Raw genomic sequence first — 19417 nt, 5'->3', positions numbered from 1 at the left:
TGTAGGAGCCAGCCTGCTGGCGATGGACTCCAGGGCACCGCGTTTAACCAGCTCACACGCTTTATCGTTAACGACCATCGCTGGCAAGCCAGCTCCAAGGGACCGCGTCCGAGTCCAAACCTGTGAAAGCCGCAAAAAAAACGGCGACTGCTGGTACAGTCGCCGCGAAAGACCGGTGTTTGTGACACCGGTCGAGAGCCCCACGGCATGAGGAGTCAACGCCGTATGGCCCTGCCATAAAACCTGTGCGTGATGAGGCGTTCAGAGCCCCCAGCGCAGCAACAACAACACCAGCACGACCAGGAACACCGTCTCCCCCACCATCAGCAGGATCGGCTTGATCCCGACCGCCGCCAGCTCGCGCAAGCGGGTCTTCATGCCCAGGGCACTGATGGAAATCACGAGGCACCAGCGCGACAGTTCGTTGACCGTGCCTTGCACCGCCGGCGCTATCCATCCAGTGCTGTTGATGCAGGCCAGGATCAGAAAGCCGACGGCGAACCACGGCAACAGCGGCGGGCGCTTGCCGGTCGGGTCGGCGCCTTGCATGCGGGTGATCATCGCCGCGGTGACGATCACCGGCAGCAGCATGGCAACGCGCATCAGCTTGACCACCGTGGCCGTGTCGCCGGTCTCGGTCGACATGCTGTAGCCGGCACCGACCACCTGAGCCACGTCGTGGATCGTGGCACCGAGGAAAACGCCCGCCACCTGTGGCGACAACTGCAGCCAGTTGGCGATCATCGGGTAGACGATCATCGCCAGGGTCGACAGCGCCGAGACGCCGATCACAGTGAACAGTGTGGCGCGCTCTTTCTGCGGATGGTTCGGCAGCGCCGCTGCCAGTGCCAGGGCCGCCGAAGCGCCGCAGATGGCGGTCGCGCCGCCGGTGAGCATGCCGAACAGGCGCTGGAAACCCAGGGCCTTGGCGGCAATCACAGACACGCTGATGGTCACCACCACCAGGATCACCACCAGCGCAATCGGCTTCCAGCCCAGCGCGGCCATTTGCTCCAGGGTGATGCGCATGCCCAGCAGCGCCACGCCAATGCGCAGCACCGTGCGGGCGGTGAACTCGATACCGGCCTTGCACGGACCGTCATCGGCAAGAAAATTCAGGGCCATGCCCAGCAGCAAGGCGAACAGCATGACCGGCGCACCGTAGTGCTCGGACAGGAACGACGCGGCGGCCGCCACGATCAGGCTGACGATAAACCCCGGTGCCAGTTCGCGCGTGCGACTGTGGATGCGGGTGAGAGCAATGGCGCTCATGGCGCGGCCTCCTCGGAAACGATGACGATAAACGCCTGGTCGTCGATGATCTCGACCGGGTAGTTGGTGACTTTGACTTGCCTGGAGTTGAGCAAATAACCGCTGTGCAAATCGAAGCGCAGGCCATGGGCGCAGCATTGAATCACCCTGCCCTCAAGGCGCCCGCCACACAGCGAAGCGCCCTGGTGCGGACAGCTGTCGTCGATGGCAAACAGCTGCCCGTCGACGTTGAACAACGCCAGGCTTTTGTCCTCGAATTCGAACAGCGCCCGGCCACCGGCCTGAGGGTGTTTGCCGGCCGGCACGGGAATGCGTCGGGTCATGCTGGCTGCCGCTCGCGATCACTTTCCTTGAGGGCCTCGTTCATGGCCCCGAGCAGCGCCTGAGCAGGTTGTGCACCGATCACCGTCATGCGGTTGTCGAACTTGAAGCTCGGCACGCCACTGGTCGCGCCGGGAGATCCTTCGAACGGCGTGGCATCGCCCTTCAGGCAATCGAGTAGCCCTTCCGGAGCAACGCCGCAGGAGCGGGCAATGGCCAGCAAGGTCTCGCGGCAACCGAGGTTTTCACGTCTCTGGAAATAAGCGGCGAACAGTCGTTCGAGCAGCATTTCACGCTGACTGGCATTACCCAGTTCGCCGACACGCTCGAACAAACGATGGGCGTCTGCGGTATTGGGCATCGTCTCGATGCGGCTGAGGTCGATGGCCAGGCCAACCGCACTGGCCGCCTGCTGGACCTGCTTCTGGCGCATGGTCATGGCGTCGGCATTGCCCAGGCGCTTGCGGTAGAAATCGGCGAAGGGTTCACCCTCTACCGGAATCTGAGGCAACAATTGCACGCCATGCCACACCGTGGTGATCTGCACATCCGGGTGGCGACTGCGAAACTGCACCTGCGCATGCTCCAGTTGGCGTTTGCCGATCAGGCACCAGGGGCAGATAAAATCGAAAAACACATCAATACGTAAACGACGACTCACAACTTCACCTCTAAACCCGCTTCACCGACAGGGTCAGGCACGCTCTGACCCTGAAGCCGGGCAATATCTCTGTGGTAATGACACTTGGCATAAAAGAACACCGCCGCCGCCGCGAGGCTGACCAGTGGCACCAGTTGAAACGCGGCATGCAGACCGATGAGGTCGGACACCCGGCCGGTGATGAACGGTCCCGGTGCCAGCCCCAGCATGTTGTTGGCCAGGGTCAGCGTGGCGAACGCCGTACCGTGCACCGAGTAATGGGTCAGGTTGGCAACCATCGCACCGGCGGGGCCGGTGGTGCCCGTGGCAATCGCCATGCCCAGGCAGATCAGCAGCAGTTGCACTGGCCCTGCCTGCAAGGCAAACGCCGCCGACAACAGCAGGCAACTGCCCAGGCAGAAGCCGATGGCCAGGCTGACCTTGCGCTCCGGCGAGTTGCGACACAGGCGATCGCTGAGCATGCCGCACAGGATCATGCCCGCACCGCTGCACAACACGATGATCGCCGCCATGCCGCCGGCCTTGTCGGTGGGCATGTCGTAGTAGCGGTTGAGGTAGCTGGGAATCCACACCATCACCGTACCGCCAACGAACAACTGCAAGCCGCTGGCGATATAGGTCGACACCACCGAACGGCTGGACCACAGCGTGCGCAGCGGACGCTTGACCGCCGCAGCCGTCTTGTTCGCAATCTGCGCGGCACGTTGTGGCGCAATGCGCGCTTCCTTGACGATGAGCGGATAAAGCAAAGCCAGCACCAGGCCAAACAACGACATGCCGGCGAACGACCAGCGCCAGCCCAGCTTGGCGGCAATCGCACCACCCAACGCCATGCCCAACACCGAACCGAACATCCCGCCCGCCATGAAGGCACTGGCCAGGGTGGCCCGCATGTGTTTGGGGAACACCGAAATCACCACCGCAATGCCCACGCTGCCGTAGGCGGCTTCGCCGACACCGACCATGAACCGCGCGATGAACATCTGCTGGTAGTCCTGCGCCAACGCGCAACCCAGGGTCGCCACGCTCCACAGGAACGCCATCAGCGCCAGGCTCTTGACCCGGCCGAAGCGGTCGGCCATCAACGACAGGGGAAACGTCAGCAGGCCGACCATCAGGGCAACGATACCGCTGAGCAGGCCCAGCTGTCCGTCGCTCAACGCCCACTCTGTCTTGAGCAGGGGGAAGACCGCGTTCAGTACCTGACGCGACATGTAATCGGAAATCAACAGGCCGAACGTCAAGGCAAAGACGATCCAGGCATATTGGCGCGCAACGCCGACTCCGCTGGAGTCGTCATCGTCAGCGGCTATTGGGTGAAAGGCCATGCAGCCTCCTCAAGAGCTTTGTTTTATTTTTGTTATCAAGCGTGTAACGGTCAGGCGGACGAGAGGTCACGGCCTCTCGTCCCGACCCTCGGTCAACCGCGTTGCGGTACACCTTTTTGCCCAGCCTTGCGGTTGGGGGCCATGCCGTTGGCCAACAGGGTTTCTTCGATGGTTTCGTACTGCACGCCGATGCGGTAGATCTCGCGGGCTTCTTTGCCGGTGGCGATTTCGCGGCCCAGTTCGTGGGCGATGCGCACGGTCTGCTGGATCTGCGCCACCGAGCCGAAACGATCGCCCTTGTGATCAATGATAGTGTCTTCATTGCCCACGCGCGGGTGCATGCCCATGGCCATCGACATGGTGTTGAACGGCATGACGTTCTTGAGCAGCGATTCGGAGGTCAGGGTGCAACCGTCCGGCGCGCGGTGGATGAAGTTGAAGAAGTTGAACGGGTTCGGGCCGTCGAAGCCGCCACCGATGCCGATCCAGGTCAGGTTCAGCGGGCCCTTGTAGATGCCTCTGCGCACCAGGCGCTCGAGGGTTTCCATCGCGTGCATGCCGGTCAACTGGAAGTGCGGCTGGATGCCGTTGTCCATCAGGCGCTTGAGGTGCTCGGCAACCCAGGCCGGACCTGCCGGTACGGTCATTTCGCTGTAGGCAGCCTGAGTCAACGGATTGGCCAGGGAAGTGCCTTCCAGGTATTCCGGATACAGCAGCTCCATGATGTTCATCTGGGTGGTGTTGATCGCCACGGTGACCTGATCCGGCTTGGGGGTCAGCTCGGCCAGCATGTGGCGGGTGTCGTCGGACAGCCACTTGGCCGCTTCACCGTCGCTTTCCGGGGCGAAGGAAATCGAACCGCCGACCTGGATGATCATGTCCGGCACGGCTTCACGTACACCGGCGATCAGCTCGTTGAATTTCGACAGGCGCTTGGAGCCCTTGCCGTCCAGTTCACGCACGTGCAAGTGCAGCACCGTGGCGCCGGCTTCATAGCATTCGACCGCTTTCTGGACTTGCTCGTCCATGGTCAGCGGGATGTCTTCCGGGAAGTCTTCCGGCATCCACTCCGGGCCATACGGGGCCACGGTGATGACTACCTTTTCCATGTTTTCCGGGTGCAGCGAATCGTCGAAGAATTGCATGGTCTACTCCAGTTCTTATGCCAGTTCTTATGATTGTCCCGCCCACCCGGGGTCGTGCCGGGTAAGCGTGCTTACGAGTGCGAATGCAGGTGGCGTTCGATCAGAACGTCTTGTCGCCGATGATCCCGGCACGTTCCATCTTGCGATGGCAGGGCGGGTAATCCATGACGGCGTAATGCTGGGTACTGCGGTTGTCCCAGATGGCAATGCTGTTCGGCTTCCAGCGCCAGCGCACCTGATACTCGGGGATGTACGCCTGACTGATCAGGTAGCGCAGCAACTCGCCGGCGCCGGGGTTGGCGTCCTGGCCGAAGCGCACCCGCTCAGGGGTGTGGTAGTTGCTGAAGTGGGTGGTGAACGCGTTGACGAACAGCACCTTCTCGCCGGTTTCCGGATGGGTGCGCACCACCGGGTGTTCGGCGTCCGGGTACATCGCCTTGAGCGCCAGGCGTTTTTCAATCGGCATCGCCGCACCGAAGCTCGCTTCGATGCTATGGCGGGCACGCAGGTCGGCGATCTTGACCTTTACGTCTTCCGGCAAGTTCGCATAGGCCTGGACCATGTTGGTCCACATGGTGTCGCCGCCCACTGGCGGGCATTCCACGCAACGCAGCACACAGCCCATCGGCGGCGCTTCGCGCCAGGTGGCGTCGGTGTGCCAGGCGTTTTCGTAGCGGTCCATCGGCTGGTCAGGATTCTTGTAGATCCGCACCAGTCCCGGATGATCCGGATCACTGCCGGCCACCGGATGATCTTCCAGCTCGCCGAAGCGTCGGGCGAAGGCCACGTGCTCGGCGCGGGTGATGTCCTGATCGCGCAGGAACACCACGCGGTGCTTGAGCAACTGGGCACGAATCTCGGCAAACAGACCGTCGTCATGCACCGCGTCGGCCAGGTTGACGCCGATCAGTTCGGCGCCAATGCTGCAGGTCAATTGTTCGACTTTCATGGCTGGCCGCTCCTTAAACGACGAAAATCGAAGAGCCGGTCGTCTTGCGCGATTCAAGGTCGCGATGGGCCTGCACCGCGTCCTGCAGGGCGTAGTGCTGGTTGATCTCGATCTTGATCCGGCCGCTGCCGACGTGGTCGAACAACTCGCCAGCCAGGGCGGCTTTTTCGGCCGGGTCGCTGATGTAGTTGGCCAGGGCAGGACGGGTCAGGTACAGCGAACCTTTCATTGCCAGCATCACTGGGTCGAATGCCGGGATCGGTCCGGATGCGGTACCCACGCAGACCATCAGGCCACGGGGTTTCAACGAATCCAGCGACCCCATGAAGGTGTTCTTGCCAACACTGTCGAACACCACGTTGACGCCCACGCCGTCGGTCAGTTCGCGAACGCGAGCGGCGACGTCTTCATGGCTGTAATTGATCGTATGGTCACAACCGTGAGCCCGGGCGATTTCCGCCTTTTGCTCGGTCGAAACCGTGCCGATCACGTTCAGGCCCAGCAACTTGGCCCACTGCGAAACGATCAGGCCGACACCACCGGCAGCGGCGTGCAGCAGGATGCTGTCGCCGGCCTTGAAGTCGTAGATGCGGCGCATCAGGTACGAAGACGTCAGGCCGCGCATGGTCATCGCAGCAGCGGTTTCGAAGCTGATGGTTTCCGGCAACTTGATCAGCGGCGCGGCCGGGATCAGGCGCTCGGTGCTGTAGGCGCCGAGGGTATTGAGAAAACCGGTGTACGTGACGCGGTCACCGACTTCGACGTTGGTGACCCCTTCACCAACGGCCTGGACCACGCCGGAAGCCTCGACGCCCATGCCATTAGGCAGGGGAATCGGATAGGTACCGTTACGGAAATAGGTGTCGGCGTAGTTCAAGCCAACCGCCACATGACGGAGACGAACCTGGCCTGGACCGGGTTCGCCGACTTCGACGTCCTCGTAACGTAGAACTTCGGGACCACCGGTTTCATAAAAGCGTACGGCTTTGGCCATTTTTCTTATTCTCCAATCTGCAATATGGGCGTGTTGCATCGAATTGCGCTGATTGGACTGTAGGACGAGGCCTGTTGTGACGCTTCTCATCAGGCGACAATGGCTTTTCATTTCATGACAGGCGGGGCCGCTCCCTCCTTGCCGTCGCTCGGCTGGTCAATGGTTTTTTCGCCAGCGGCCGGTGCTTGCGGGCTGCCGAATCCGGCCTTGGCGTTTTCGGCCTTGCTCTTGTGGATATCGCAACCCTCCAATTCGCTGACCTGGGTGCAACCGGACTGCTCAAGCTGTTTGCGGTACTTGTCGTTGATGGCATGGGCCGGGGATTGGGCAATGAGCAAAATGGCCAATGCCGGCAGGATGATTTTGTACATGCGTTCCTCTCTCCCGTTGAAAAATGCCGACACATGGCGCGGCAGACTCACTCTAGCCTGCCCCGTCGTCACCTGCGCTATCATCGCCCGCCTTGATGCCCCAGGAGCCTTGACCCCGGATGTCCGAAACGCTGCCACTGCCCGATGATCACCCGGCCCTGCCGCCGGTCTTGGCGGGCCCGCTGCTGCGGCGCCTTGAGCCCACGCGGCTGGTGCTGTGGCTGGTGGGTTCCCGGGCGCTGGCGCTGACCCTGCGCCTGCAGGGCGTCGGTGACATCCGCCTCGATAGCGGGCAATGCACGGTGATTGCCGTAGGGGTTCATGCCTTTGTGCACTTGATCGACGTGCCACTCGATGGCGCCTTGCCCTGCGACGAGTCGATCGACTACGACCTGCTGATCGACGGTGCAGAACACGGCATCGCCGACTGGGCGCCGCACCTGCTGTACGGCGATGCCCGTTGCCCGAACTTCGTCCTGCGCGCACGGGTCGATCAATTGCTGCACGGCTCTTGCCGCAAACCTCACCACCCGGCGGCAGACGGCTTGCTTTGCGTCGACCGATTGCTGGCACAGGAACATACAGCCAAGGACCGCCCGGCACTGCTGATGATGACCGGCGATCAGGTCTACGCCGACGATGTCGCGGGGCCGATGCTGCGGGCGATTCACGCCTTGATCGAGCGCCTGGGCCTGTTCGGCGAACACCTCGAGGGCGCCGTGGTCAGCGACAGCGCCAGGCTCTACGAGCATCCGGCCAGTTACTACCACCGTGCGGATCTGTTGCCGGCGCTGCAAAGCAATGAAACCCTGCGCGAGCGTTTCTTCGGTGGCGCACGCAAGCCGATCTTCACCAGCAGCAGTGCCGACAATCACCTGGTGACCTTCGCCGAAGTCATGACCATGTACTTGCTGGTCTGGTCCCCAGTGCCCTGGACCCTGATCGCACCCCAGGCACCGACGCTGACGCCGCAAAGACTTGAACGCTACGCCCTTGAACAGACGCGCATCGATGCCTTCACGGCCGGCCTTGGCAACGTCGCGCGGGCACTGGCGCATCTGCCGACGCTGATGATGTTCGACGACCACGACATCACCGATGACTGGAACCTGTCCGCGCAATGGGAGGAAACGGCCTACGGCCATCCGTTCTCCCGGCGCATCATCGGCAACGCGCTGCTGGCGTACATGCTGTGCCAGGGCTGGGGCAACAACCCGGATGCCTTCGCTGCCCTGCTGCACAAGGCCAGTGCGTTGAGCGCCAGCACACGGGAGCGCCACCTCGACAGCAGGGTTCAGGACGACCTGATCGATGATCTGCTGAAATTCCAGCACTGGCATTACGTGCTGCCGACCACCCCGGCCATGGTCGTGATCGACACCCGCACCCGGCGCTGGCGCAGCGAAATGAACCTCAAGCAGCCTTCCGGCCTGCTCGACTGGGAAGCCCTGAGCGAACTGCAACAGGAACTGCTGGACCACCCGAGCGCAATCATCGTTTCACCGGCACCGATCTTCGGCGTCAAACTGATTGAAACCGTGCAGCGGGTCTTCAGCTGGTGCGGTTATCCACTGCTGGTGGACGCGGAAAACTGGATGGCCCACCGCGGCGCGGCCCAAGTGATCCTGAACATATTCCGCCACTCGCGCACGCCGGGTAACTACGTGGTGCTGTCGGGCGATGTGCACTACTCCTTCGTCTACGAAGTGCTGATCCGCCACCGCAAGGCCGGGCCACGCATCTGGCAGATCACCAGCAGCGGCATCAAGAACGAATTCCCGGCTACCCTGCTCGAATGGTTCGACCGCCTCAACCGCTGGCTGTACTCACCCCGCTCGCCGCTGAACTGGCTGACCAAACGTCGACGCATGCGCATCGTGCCGCATGTCCCGGAACACGCCGAAGCCGGAGAGCGGCTGTGGAACTCGGCGGGGATCGGGCAAGTGTTCTTCAATGAAAAGGGTCAGCCGCAGGACATTTTTCAACACAACGCCAATGGCTCGCCAAAGACACGAATGGTTGCGCCGGAGGGTGAGTACTAAAGGTATAACCCCTGTGGGAGCGAGCTTGCTCGCGATGGCGGCGTATCAGTCGACATCGATGTTGGCTTTGAGTCCGTCATCGCGAGCAAGCTCGCTCCCACAGTGATCCTCGTCAGGCACATAGGTAGAGGCAACTCGGCATGAACCTCACCCGCACCCTGATCATCGGCAACTCCGGCTCCGGCAAGAGCTGGCTGGCGCAGCGGCTGGCCGAGCAATTGCGTGAGCCCTGGACCGATCTCGACCGGATTCACTGGCTGTCCGACGAACACAGCATCCCCCGCCCCCGCGCCGAAGCATTGGCCATGGCACGGATCGCGGCCGACGAGCAGCGCTGGGTGATCGAAGGAGTTTACGGTTGGATCATCAGCGAAATCCTCCACCGCGCCACGGCCTTGATCTGGCTGAGCATCGGCGACAAGGAATGCGTCGCCAACATTCACCAACGGGAAACACAGGATGACGAACGGTTGGTGGCAATGCTGGAGTGGGCGGGCAGCTACCGCAAGCGTGATGACTCAAGTGGATTTGCTGCGCACCAGCGGTTGTTCGAAGATTTTGATGGCTCGAAGATCCACCTGCATGATCGGGCTGAAATCGCGGACTTCGCTACACAAATAACGCCCCCGTAGGAGCTGCCGAAGGCTGCGATCTTTTGATCTTGATTCTGCTGTCGCAGCTCCGCCACAGATCAAAACAAAAAGATCGCAGCCTTCGGCAGCTCCTACACACGCAGGTGTTTCAATTCTCTTTCACCACACCACTCACCCCCCTGACAATCATCTCCACCTCCCGCCCATCAAGCGTCAGCGGCGGTAGCAGGCGAATGGTTTTCCCCCGCGTGACGTTGATCAGCAAGCCATGATCCCGCGCAGCGATCAGGCTCAGGTCGCGGATCGGTTGCTTGAGCTCGATGCCGATCATCAGCCCCTGACCACGGATCGCCACGACATTCGGGTTGCCCGCCAACTCGGTGCGCAATCTGTCGAGCAGGCGCACGCCCTGGAGCCGTGCGTTTTCCAACAGCCCTTGTTCTTCAACGATATCCAGCACGGTGCACCCGACCCGGCAGGCCAATGGATTACCACCGAAAGTGCTGCCGTGGCTGCCCGGCGTGAACAGGTCGGCCGCTTTGCCACGGGCCAGGCAAGCGCCGATGGGCACGCCGTTGCCCAGGCCTTTGGCCAGGGTCATGACGTCCGGGACGATGCCTTCGTGCTGGAAGGCGAACCACTGGCCGGTGCGGCCGATGCCGGTCTGGATTTCATCGAGCATCAACAGCCACGAGCGCCGGTTGCACAGTTCGCGCACGGCCTTGAGATAACCCGGTGGCGCCAGTTGCACGCCGCTTTCGCCCTGGATCGGTTCCATCAGCACTGCCACGATCCGCGAGCCGTAAGCCTGTTGCACCTTGTCCAGCGCATCGAGGTCGCCGAACGGCACTTTGACGAAATCCCCCGGCAGCTGGTGGAACCCAAGACGCACCGCCGGGCCGTCGCTGGCCGACAAGGTGCCGAGGGTGCGGCCATGGAACGCGTTCTCCATGACCACCACCAGCGGCTGTTCGATACCTTTGTGCCAGCCATGCAGCCGCGCGATTTTCAGTGCGGTTTCGTTGGCTTCGGCCCCGGAATTGTTGAAAAACGCCCGGTCCATGCCCGCCAGCCGCGTCAGTTTCTGCGCCAGCCGTTGTTGCCAGTCGATGCTGTAGAGGTTCGACGTGTGCAGCAGCAACCCGGCCTGCTCGGTGATGGCGGCGACAATTTTCGGGTGGGAGTGGCCGACGTTGGTCACCGCCACACCGGCGACCGCATCCAGGTATTCGCGCCCGGCCTGATCCCACAGGCGAGTGCCCAGGCCCTTGTTGAAACTCAAGGCCAAGGGTTGGTAAGTGCTCATCAGGCAGGCGGCGGTCATGACGTCAAGCTCCAGCAAGGGTCGGTGTTTTTGCAGTATGGTTAGCCACCTGAGCTGGATAAACGCTGTAAAACTTCAATCATTTAAAAGCTGGACTTGATAATGGATCTGTTCCAGGCAATGAGCGTCTACGTCAAAGTGGTGGAGACCGGCAGCATGACCGCCGCCGCTTTGCAGTGCGATATGTCCACGACCATGGTCGGCAACCACCTCAAGGCCCTGGAGCAGCGGCTGGGTGTGCGCCTGCTCAACCGCACGACGCGGCGTCAGCGGCTGACCGAGTTCGGCGTCGCGTATTACCAGCGTTGCCTGGAAGTGCTGGGGCTGGTGGCCGATTCCGAGCGTCTGGCCGAGCAGGCCCTCGACGAACCGAGCGGGACGCTGCGCATCACCGCCCCCCTGACCTTCGGCACCGAACGCCTGGCGCCGGCATTGAGTGAGTTCAGCCGACAAAACCCGCGGGTGAAACTCGACGTGGTACTGACCAACCGGCGCCCGGATCTGCTGGAAAACGGTCTGGATGTAGCGTTTCGCCTGGGTGCGCTGGAGCCCTCCAACCTGATCGCCCGCCCGCTGATCGACTACACCCTGACCATGTGCGCGTCACCGGACTATCTGGCCCGTCGCGGCACACCGCAAACGCCTGAAGACCTGCGACACCACGACTGCCTGTCCTTTGCCTATCCGGCCGGGGATGACTGGCAATCGGTGCAAAAGGAATGGCGCCTGGCCGGTCCCGAGGGCGAAGTCAGCGTGGGGGTCAGTGGGCCGATGCTGATCAACAGTTCGGCCGGTTTGCATCAGGCGGCGCGGACCGGCATGGGCATCGTGATGATGCCCGACGCCCTGGTCGAGCAGGACCTCAAGGATGGAAAGCTGTTGGCCTTGATGCCCGATTACTGCCCGCCCAGCCGGCCGATGCACCTGGTCTATGCCCAGGATCGCCACCGTTTGCCAAAACTGCGCCGCTTCGTCGAATTCGCCGTACAGATGTGGGGCAAGCACTAGTCGGCCGAACAGGCCATGCACTAATCTGCTGACAGGCGAGTCACTGGCAAGGAGAGCTCAGATGGGCGAAGCATCGAATATCGAACCGTTGAAGTTCAATGTCGAGGACATGAGCGACGGCATGCTGCACACCATTCTCGAGCTGGTCAGCGACGGCATTTGGGACTGGAACGCCAACACCGGTTTCGTCTACCGCACGGCGCGCTGGTACGAGATGCTCGGCTATACGCCTCATACTCTGGACAACAACGTGCTGACTTGGGAAAACGTCATCCATCCCGATGACTACCCACGCGTCATGGCCCTGTTTGACGACTACCTGAGCCAGCGTGCCTGCGGTTATCAGGCCGAATATCGCTGCCGCATGCAGGACGGCAGCTACCTGTGGATAGAAGACCGCGGCCACATCCTGGCGCGCAATGCCGATGGTTCGGTAGCGCGGATGATTGGCGCGCACCGCAGCATTGAAGACAAGCGCCGACTGTTCGAGGCGCTCGAACGACGCAATCACTCCCTGGAGGCGTTGATCGAAGAACGCACTCAAGAGTTGTCGCGGGTCAATCATCAATTGCAGCTGCAGCTCGAAGAAAACCGCAAGCTGGCGCAAACCGATGCGCTGACCGCCGTTGCCAATCGCTATCGACTCGAACAGGTCCTGCCCCAGGCCTGCGACCGCGCCCAGCGCTTTCGCGAACCCCTGTCCTTGATCGCCATGGACATCGACGACTTCAAGACCATCAACGATCACTACGGCCATGCCTTGGGCGATGCCGCGCTGGTGCATGTGGCCGAGAACATCAAACGCTTCGTGCGCGAGGGCGACCTGCTGGCCCGTTGGGGCGGCGACGAATTCATCATGACGCTGCCCAACACTCCGTTGGCCGAAGCCCGGAGCCTCGCCGAGAAAATCCGCCACGGCCTTGCGGACTTGCTGCCCGTGGGAGACTTTCAGGTGACCATGAGTTTCGGCGTGGTCCAGCGCTTTGACGAAGAACAGCAGACTGGCCTGATGGCACGGGCCGATCAGGCGCTGTACCGCTCGAAAATCGCCGGCAAGAACGTGATCTCGGGATAACCCCTTACCTCCCCGCCTTCACCAGCACCGGTTGCTCCTGATAGCGATCCGGGTACAGCTGCTTGAGCTGCGCCACTTTCGGTAGATCGTTGATGACGATGTAGGGATAGGTCGGATGTTCGGTGAGAAAGTCCTGATGTTCCTCCTCCGCCGGGTAGAAGCCGTTGTAGCTTTCCAGCCGGGTCACGATCGGTTTGTTAAACGACTTGGCGGCATCGAGCTGGGCAATGTAGGCCTGGGCGACTCGTTGCTGTTCGCTGCTCCTGGTAAAGATCGCCGAACGATACTGGGTGCCGGTGTCCGGTCCCTGGCGATTGAGCTCGGTCGGGTTGTGCGCCACCGAGAAGTAGATTTGCAGCAAGGTGCCGTAGCTGACCTGAGCGGGATCGAAGGTGACTTCGACTGACTCCGCATGGCCGGTATTGCCGTCGCTGACGCGTTCGTATTGCGCGGTATTGGCCGCCCCGCCCGCGTAACCGGAGACGGCGTTTTTCACACCTTTGACATGCTGGAACACCCCTTGGACACCCCAGAAGCAGCCGCCGGCGAACACGGCGGTTTCGCTGCGGGCCTGGGTGGTTTCGTCGAGGGCCGGCGGTGGAATGACCACCGCCTCTTCGGCACCACCGAACGAGAAGGCCGAGCATTGGCTGATGATGCCGGCAGCGGCCAGTCCCAACAACGTACGGCGCCAGGTGAACAGGGTTTTCATGAAATGGACTCCTGAAAAAAACAAGGGCAATCAGCCGAAGGTAAAGGCGTAGGCCGATGCGCCCGGATCAAGAAACTCGATGCTGAAGGTCCGGTCTTGCACACCACCGGTCTGGCGCACCAGTTGATACAAACGCTGCTCGGTCACGGTGCCGCTGCCATCGGGCGCCACGTCCATACCGTGGTCGTCACCCGGTGCCTTGCCGTCGATCAGCACCTTGAAGCGCACCGGTTTGCCATCGGCACCGGGACCCAGCACCAGATGCAAGTCACGGGCGTGGAAGCGGTAGACGATGCGGCTGTCCGTTGCGCTGGCGGTGGCTCGCTCGGAGCCGACATGCCACTGACCGCCCAGGCTCCAGTCGTTGAGCGCCAGTTGTGCAGGCGGGTTGTAGGTGGCGACCTTGTCCGGCACCAGCGCGGTTTGCGGCACGAAATGCTCGGCACGCTGGTAGCCGACATAGGTTTCCGGCGACTGCACTTCGCTGCTGTCCGGTGCCATTTGCACGCCATCGGCCTTGGCCTCGATCAGCCCGTCCGACACCTTGCCGCCCGCCTCACGCAGCAGTTGCTGGATGACCCGCTCCGACTCGGCGTACGCGCCTTCGCCGAAGTGGTGATAACGGATGCGGCCCTGGGCGTCGGCAAAGTAATGCGCCGGCCAGTATTCGTTGTTGAAGGCGCGCCAGATCCTGAACTCGTTGTCGATGGCCACCGGGTAGTGGATGCCCAGGTCCTTCATGGCTTTGGTGACGTTGTTGACGTCACGCTCGAAGGCAAACTCCGGCGCATGCACGCCGATCACCACCAGGCCCTGATCGCGATACTTCTCGGCCCAGGCTTTCACATAAGGCAGCGAGCGCAGGCAGTTGATGCAGGAATAGGTCCAGAAATCCACCAGCACCACCTTGCCTTTCAAGGCCTGGGCATCGAGGGGGGGCGAGTTGAGCCATTGCACGGCCCCCTCCAGTGACGGCAGGTCGCCCTCAACCGGCAAAGTGCCCGGGGATTTCTCGGCCACTTGCACCGCGCCCCCGGTAGTCGAGTTCTGCGCCATCATCGCCCCACTGTTACGCGGTAACTTGCCGGACAGTTTCTCCACCAGCGCTTGCTCGATAGCACCGGTCGACGCCGTGGAAAACCGCGCCAGAATCCCCGTATCCAGGCCCAGGGCAATCGCCGCCACACCGGCCAGCATTGCGCCGCCCAAGCCACGACGAACCCATTCGCCTGCGCCAATCGAGCGTTTCATCGCCGTGAAAACTTTGCCGCCCAACAGTAACGCCAGCGCAAGGGAAGTGGCAGCCCCCGCCGCATAAGCCAACAGCAAAAAGGTGGTCTGGATGCTCGCACCTTGCAGTGCCGCACCCGTCAGCAGCAGGCCCAGGATCGGCCCGGCGCAGGGTGCCCACAGCAGGCCGGTGGCCACGCCTATCAGGAACGATGCACCGGGACGCGGCCGTGCATCGGCGCCCGCCGCTTCCGACAAACGACTGCCCGCGGCCACCAGCGGTCGGGTCAGGCGCTCAGCCAACTGCGGCAGCAACAGCGTCAGGCCGAACAACGCGACGAACACCAGCGCCAGCCAGCGCCCGTACTGATTGAGCTGCACCACCCAGCCACCGCCCACCGCGGCCAATGTGGCAACCAGTGCGAAGGTCAGCGCCATCCCGACCAGCAGCGGCAATCCGCTTTTGACGAAGGGTTGCCCGGTGCGGGCGAAGACAAACGGCAACACCGGCAGAATGCACGGGCTGACAATCGTCAGCACACCACCGAGATAAGCGAGAACCAGCAGCCACATGGCGATTACCTGCAAAAAGTGAGTGGAAGGGAATCACACCGTCGTCGGCACGAACTTCATCGCCAGGCCGTTCATGCAGTAACGCAGGCCAGTGGGTTTCGGGCCGTCATCGAAGACATGGCCCAGATGCCCGCCACAGCGCCGGCAGTGCACCTCTTCGCGGACCATGCCGAACGCGCGGTCCTGACGGGTGGCCACGGCCTTGTCCAGCGGTGCCCAGAAACTCGGCCAGCCGGTGCGGCTGTCGAACTTGGTAGCCGAGGAAAACAGCGGCAGGCCGCAACCGGCACAGGCGAAAGTACCGTCGCGGTGCTCGTTGTTCAGCGGGCTGCTGTAGGCCCGTTCGGTGCCCTCCTCGCGCAGGATGTCGTACTGTTCGTCGCTGAGGATCGCGCGCCATTCGCTGTCGCTGTGGGTCACTTCGAATGTTTCCGCTGCGCTGGCCGCACTGATCAAGGCCGAGCCTGTGGAAAACTTCGGCAACAGGCCGATCGCCAGGGCTGCAACGCCCAACCCGCCGCCCGCCAGAAGAAATTGCCGTCGTGAAAACATGCTCGCCTCCAAAATTCCAGGGGTGTTTCATGGAACACAGCCTAGGCTTTGGGTGATCGCCAAATCCTCACGGGAAGTTAAACAATTCGTGATAACTCGGGCCCCGAAAAACCCGCACAATGCATAACGCCAACATTGAACACTGCTATTCCTGTGGGAGCGGGCTTGCTCGCGAAGGCGGAGTGTCAGTCGATGGTGATACTGGCTGACCTGACGCTTTCGCGAGCAAGCCCGCTCCCACAGTTTTTTTGAACATAAGCCGAATGGCATGCGCTCATTGCACCGAAGGATTGACCTGGATGGAACAGACCAAACGCGTCCTCGTGGTCGAGGACGACCAGCACATCGCCGACCTGATCTGCCTGCATCTTCGCGATGAGCAGTTCGAGGTGGTGCACAGCGCCGATGGCGATGAAGGCATGCGCCTGCTGCAACAGTGCAACTGGGACGCACTGGTCCTCGACCTGATGCTGCCCGGTGTCGACGGCCTGGAAATCTGCCGCCGCGCCCGGGCCATGGCCCGCTACACGCCGATCATCATCACCAGTGCGCGCTCCAGCGAAGTGCACCGGATTCTCGGCCTGGAGCTGGGCGCCGACGACTATCTGGCCAAGCCCTTTTCCATGCTCGAGCTGGTGGCCCGGGTCAAGGCGCTGCTGCGCCGGGTCGATGCCATGGCACGTAACCTTAAGATGGACGCCGGCAGCCTGCTCACCGATGGCCTGGCGATCGACCCGATCACCCGCGAGGTGTCCCTCGACGGACGACGCCTGGACCTCACACCCCGGGAATTCGACTTGCTGTACTTCTTCGCCCGCCAGCCCGGCAAGGTGTTTTCGCGCATGGACCTGCTCAACGCCGTGTGGGGCTACAGCCACGAAGGCTACGAGCACACGGTCAACACCCACATCAACCGCCTGCGCGCCAAGATCGAGGCCGACCCTGCGCAACCTGTACGCATCCTCACGGTCTGGGGCCGCGGCTACAAATTCGCCACCGGGGAGGAGCCGCAGCCATGAGGCTGACCCTGACGCAACGCCTGTCCCTGGTGTTCGCCGTGCTGCTGCTGGTGTGCTGCGGCACGTCGGCGTGGATGCAGGTGCGCTCCAACCAGATGCATGAACAGGAAGTGGTGCAAGGCTTGTCCCGCGACCTGGCGCAGCACATCGCCAGCGACACGGTGCTGATGGACACCCAGGGCCTGATGCCCAATGCCGTGCGCGATTTGTTCAGCAAGCTGATGCAGGTCAACCCCAGTGTCGAGGTGTACCTGCTCGACACCGAGGGCAAGATTGTCGGCAGTGCCGCGCCCGAGGGCCGGATCCGTCGGGAGCGGGTCGACCTCGCGCCGATCCAGCGCCTGCTGCGGGGTGATCCGCTGCCGATTCTCGGCGACGACCCGCGCAGCGTCGACGCGCGCAAGGTGTTCAGCGCAGCGCCGCTGAAGGTGGACGGCAAGCCGGTGGGTTATCTCTACGTGGTGCTGCTCGGTGAGGATCACGACCGCCTGGCCGAACGCGGTGCAACCAGCGCGGCGCTCAACACAGCGCTGCTGTCCATCGGCCTGGTGGCATTGCTGTGCCTGATTGCCGGCCTCACTGCGTTTGCCCTGATCACCCGGCCGTTGCGCCGCTTGACCGAAACCGTGAGCCAGTTCGACATTGATGGCGTACCGGTCACGCCGGCCCTGCCCGTCGCGGTGGAAAAAGCTGCCAGCCACGATGAAATCGCCGTGCTCGACGCCGCGTTCCGTCAGATGCAGGCCCGCCTGGGCGAGCAATGGCGTTCGTTGACCCGCCAGGACCAGGAGCGCCGCGAACTGGTGGCGAACATCTCCCACGACTTGCGCACGCCGCTGGCCTCGCTGCACGGCTATCTGGAAACCCTGTCGCTCAAGGACGCCACGCTGTCCCCTGCCGACCGCCGTCGCTACCTCGGCATCGCGCTGGACCAGAGCCGCAAGGTCGGTGGTCTGGCGCAGTCGCTGCTGGAACTGGTGCGGCTGGAGCACGGCTTCGTGCAACCGGTGCTGGAGCGTTTTTCCCTGACCGACCTGGCCCAGGACATCTTCCAGAAATTCGAACTCACCGCCGAAGCGCGCCAGGTCGAACTCAAGGCCACGTTCGCGCCAAACGCCTCGGCGGCCTGCGCGGATCTCGGGTTGATCGAACGGGTGCTGACCAACCTGTTCGACAATGCCTTGCGCCATACACCGCCAGGTGGAGACATCGAACTGGGCCTGCGCCCGCAAGGGTCATTCATCGAAGTCACGGTCAGCGACACCGGCCCGGGCATTGCCCCGGAACTGCGCGAAGGTTTGTTCCTGCGCCCGTTCAACATCGGCGGCGCACGGCGTGATGGCGGGCTGGGGCTGCGGATCGTGCATCGCATCCTGCAATTGCACGGGTGCGAGATTCAGTTGATCGATGTGCCGGGGCGGGGGGCGACCTTTCGGTTTTCGTTGCCGATCGATGAAGAGACAGCGTCGGCGCTGGCGGTGCGGTCGATGAACCTCAATACACCGCGGCAGGCCTGACAGACCGCGGCGCCTGCATCGCGAGCAAGCTCGCTCCCACAGAGTTTTCGGGTGTTCACAGATTTTGCGTACACCCACTAACCCTGTGGGAGCGAGCTTGCTCGCGATGAGGCAGGCACAAACAACCCGAGATTCCGATCAGTCGCAATAACCCGGTGCCACCCGATCCAGCATCCGCAACAACGCCGCCCACGCCAGTTGCATGGCATCCGGATCGTTCAACTCACCCTCTTCCAACAGCCGCCCCGGATCATTGAACTGCCGCTCGGTATGCGCGCAGACCTCATGCGACGGCAGAACAACTTCACCGGCCGCTTGCGCGGCCAACTGGATTTCGCAGGCCTTTTCCAGGTAATACATGCGCATGAACGCCTGCCCCACCGTCTCGCCCACCGTCAGCAAGCCATGGTTGCGCAGCATCATCACTGGCCTGTCACCCATGTCCGCCACCAGCCGTTGTTGCTCACTCAAGTCCAGCGCCACGCCTTCGTAATCGTGATAAGCGACGCGGCCATAGAACTCCATGGAAATCTGGTTCACCGGCAATAGCCCGCACTTCAACGCCGCCACCGCGCACCCGGATTTGGTGTGGGTGTGCAGCACGCACTGCGCGTCTTCCCGGGCACCGTGGATGGCGCTGTGGATCACGAAGCCGGCCGGATTCACCGGGTACGGTGATGGCTCTACAGCGTGCCCATCGAGGTCGATCTTCACCAGGTTGGACGCGGTGA

General features: G+C 62.4%; 19 protein-coding genes. 6 read left to right on the top strand and 13 right to left on the bottom strand.

Annotated features, from left to right (window positions below; genetic code table 11):
* Positions 1-261 precede the first annotated feature (261 nt).
* The 8 genes from PMI26_RS03925 to PMI26_RS03960 all read right to left on the bottom strand — a co-directional run bounded on the left by PMI26_RS03925 (position 262) and on the right by PMI26_RS03960 (position 7041).
* Complete coding sequence (locus PMI26_RS03925) at positions 262-1272, bottom strand: YeiH family protein (RefSeq protein ID WP_007979219.1); 1011 nt, start codon at positions 1270-1272, stop codon at positions 262-264.
* Positions 1269-1595 carry a Rieske (2Fe-2S) protein gene (locus PMI26_RS03930; protein WP_007979217.1) on the bottom strand — a complete coding sequence of 109 codons (327 nt, stop codon included), beginning with the start codon at positions 1593-1595 and terminating at the stop codon, positions 1269-1271. Before PMI26_RS03930 ends, PMI26_RS03925 begins: the two co-directional genes overlap by 4 nt.
* Positions 1592-2254, bottom strand: coding sequence for a DsbA family oxidoreductase (locus tag PMI26_RS03935; RefSeq protein ID WP_007979214.1), 663 nt, complete (start codon positions 2252-2254; stop codon positions 1592-1594). Before PMI26_RS03935 ends, PMI26_RS03930 begins: the two co-directional genes overlap by 4 nt.
* Positions 2251-3582, bottom strand: a complete 1332-nt coding sequence (locus tag PMI26_RS03940; RefSeq protein WP_007979212.1) for an MFS transporter — start codon at positions 3580-3582, stop codon at positions 2251-2253. The genes PMI26_RS03935 and PMI26_RS03940 overlap by 4 nt, the downstream gene beginning before the upstream one ends.
* A 92-nt stretch (positions 3583-3674) precedes the next feature.
* Positions 3675-4727, bottom strand: a complete 1053-nt coding sequence (locus PMI26_RS03945; protein WP_007979210.1) for a 3-keto-5-aminohexanoate cleavage protein — start codon at positions 4725-4727, stop codon at positions 3675-3677.
* 100 nt (positions 4728-4827) lie between these two features.
* Positions 4828-5676, bottom strand: coding sequence for a TauD/TfdA dioxygenase family protein (locus PMI26_RS03950; protein WP_007979208.1), 849 nt, complete (start codon positions 5674-5676; stop codon positions 4828-4830).
* Between the two features lie 13 nt (positions 5677-5689).
* A complete protein-coding gene (locus PMI26_RS03955) occupies positions 5690-6670 on the bottom strand; it encodes a quinone oxidoreductase family protein (RefSeq protein ID WP_007979206.1) in 981 nt (326 codons plus the stop codon).
* Positions 6671-6777: 107 nt separating this feature from the next.
* Entirely contained in the window at positions 6778-7041 is a 264-nt protein-coding gene (locus PMI26_RS03960; RefSeq protein WP_007979204.1) for a hypothetical protein, read from the bottom strand.
* A gap of 119 nt (positions 7042-7160) precedes the next feature.
* On the opposite strand from PMI26_RS03960, the gene PMI26_RS03965 reads away from it, so the two are divergent.
* Positions 7161-9083, top strand: a complete 1923-nt coding sequence (locus PMI26_RS03965; RefSeq protein ID WP_007979202.1) for an alkaline phosphatase D family protein — start codon at positions 7161-7163, stop codon at positions 9081-9083.
* 140 nt (positions 9084-9223) lie between these two features.
* Complete coding sequence (locus PMI26_RS03970) at positions 9224-9715, top strand: hypothetical protein (RefSeq protein WP_007979201.1); 492 nt, start codon at positions 9224-9226, stop codon at positions 9713-9715.
* Between the two features lie 109 nt (positions 9716-9824).
* Here PMI26_RS03970 and PMI26_RS03975 read toward each other — a convergent pair whose 3' ends face one another.
* Positions 9825-11000 (bottom strand): aspartate aminotransferase family protein, encoded by a 1176-nt coding sequence (locus PMI26_RS03975; protein WP_007979200.1) that lies wholly within the window; start codon positions 10998-11000, stop codon positions 9825-9827.
* Positions 11001-11102: 102 nt separating this feature from the next.
* Between PMI26_RS03975 and PMI26_RS03980 the strand changes: the two genes are divergently transcribed.
* Together PMI26_RS03980 and PMI26_RS03985 are read left to right on the top strand one after the other, a co-directional pair.
* A complete protein-coding gene (locus PMI26_RS03980; RefSeq protein ID WP_007979198.1) occupies positions 11103-12008 on the top strand; it encodes a LysR family transcriptional regulator in 906 nt (301 codons plus the stop codon).
* A 61-nt stretch (positions 12009-12069) separates the two neighbouring features.
* Positions 12070-13083 carry a sensor domain-containing diguanylate cyclase gene (locus tag PMI26_RS03985; protein ID WP_007979196.1) on the top strand — a complete coding sequence of 338 codons (1014 nt, stop codon included), beginning with the start codon at positions 12070-12072 and terminating at the stop codon, positions 13081-13083.
* 4 nt (positions 13084-13087) lie between these two features.
* Here the strand turns inward: PMI26_RS03985 and msrA are convergent, their stop codons facing one another.
* From msrA to msrB, 3 genes are read right to left on the bottom strand one after another with little or no spacing between them, the layout of a single operon-like run.
* Positions 13088-13795 carry a peptide-methionine (S)-S-oxide reductase MsrA gene (gene msrA, locus PMI26_RS03990; protein ID WP_007979195.1) on the bottom strand — a complete coding sequence of 236 codons (708 nt, stop codon included), beginning with the start codon at positions 13793-13795 and terminating at the stop codon, positions 13088-13090.
* A 30-nt stretch (positions 13796-13825) separates the two neighbouring features.
* Positions 13826-15598: a cytochrome c biogenesis protein DipZ gene (locus PMI26_RS03995; protein WP_007979193.1), complete on the bottom strand. Its 1773-nt coding sequence runs from the start codon at positions 15596-15598 to the stop codon at positions 13826-13828.
* Positions 15599-15631: 33 nt separating this feature from the next.
* Positions 15632-16150, bottom strand: a complete 519-nt coding sequence (gene msrB / locus PMI26_RS04000) for a peptide-methionine (R)-S-oxide reductase MsrB (RefSeq protein ID WP_007979191.1) — start codon at positions 16148-16150, stop codon at positions 15632-15634.
* A 299-nt stretch (positions 16151-16449) separates the two neighbouring features.
* On the opposite strand from msrB, the gene PMI26_RS04005 reads away from it, so the two are divergent.
* Both PMI26_RS04005 and PMI26_RS04010 read left to right on the top strand, forming a co-directional pair.
* On the top strand, positions 16450-17169 hold the full coding sequence (locus PMI26_RS04005; protein ID WP_007979190.1) for a response regulator transcription factor: 720 nt from the start codon (positions 16450-16452) through the stop codon (positions 17167-17169).
* Complete coding sequence (locus PMI26_RS04010; RefSeq protein WP_007979188.1) at positions 17166-18686, top strand: sensor histidine kinase; 1521 nt, start codon at positions 17166-17168, stop codon at positions 18684-18686. The genes PMI26_RS04005 and PMI26_RS04010 overlap by 4 nt, the downstream gene beginning before the upstream one ends.
* Positions 18687-18824: 138 nt before the next feature.
* Here the strand turns inward: PMI26_RS04010 and PMI26_RS04015 are convergent.
* Positions 18825-19417, bottom strand: a 593-nt coding sequence (locus PMI26_RS04015) for a class II aldolase/adducin family protein (protein ID WP_007979187.1), incomplete at its 5' end; no start/stop codon positions are given.

Origin of the sequence: Pseudomonas sp. GM33, assembly GCF_000282295.1 — a bacterium.
Lineage (GTDB): Bacteria > Pseudomonadota > Gammaproteobacteria > Pseudomonadales > Pseudomonadaceae > Aquipseudomonas > Aquipseudomonas laurylsulfatiphila.
This window is presented reverse-complemented; position numbering and strand designations above follow the sequence as displayed.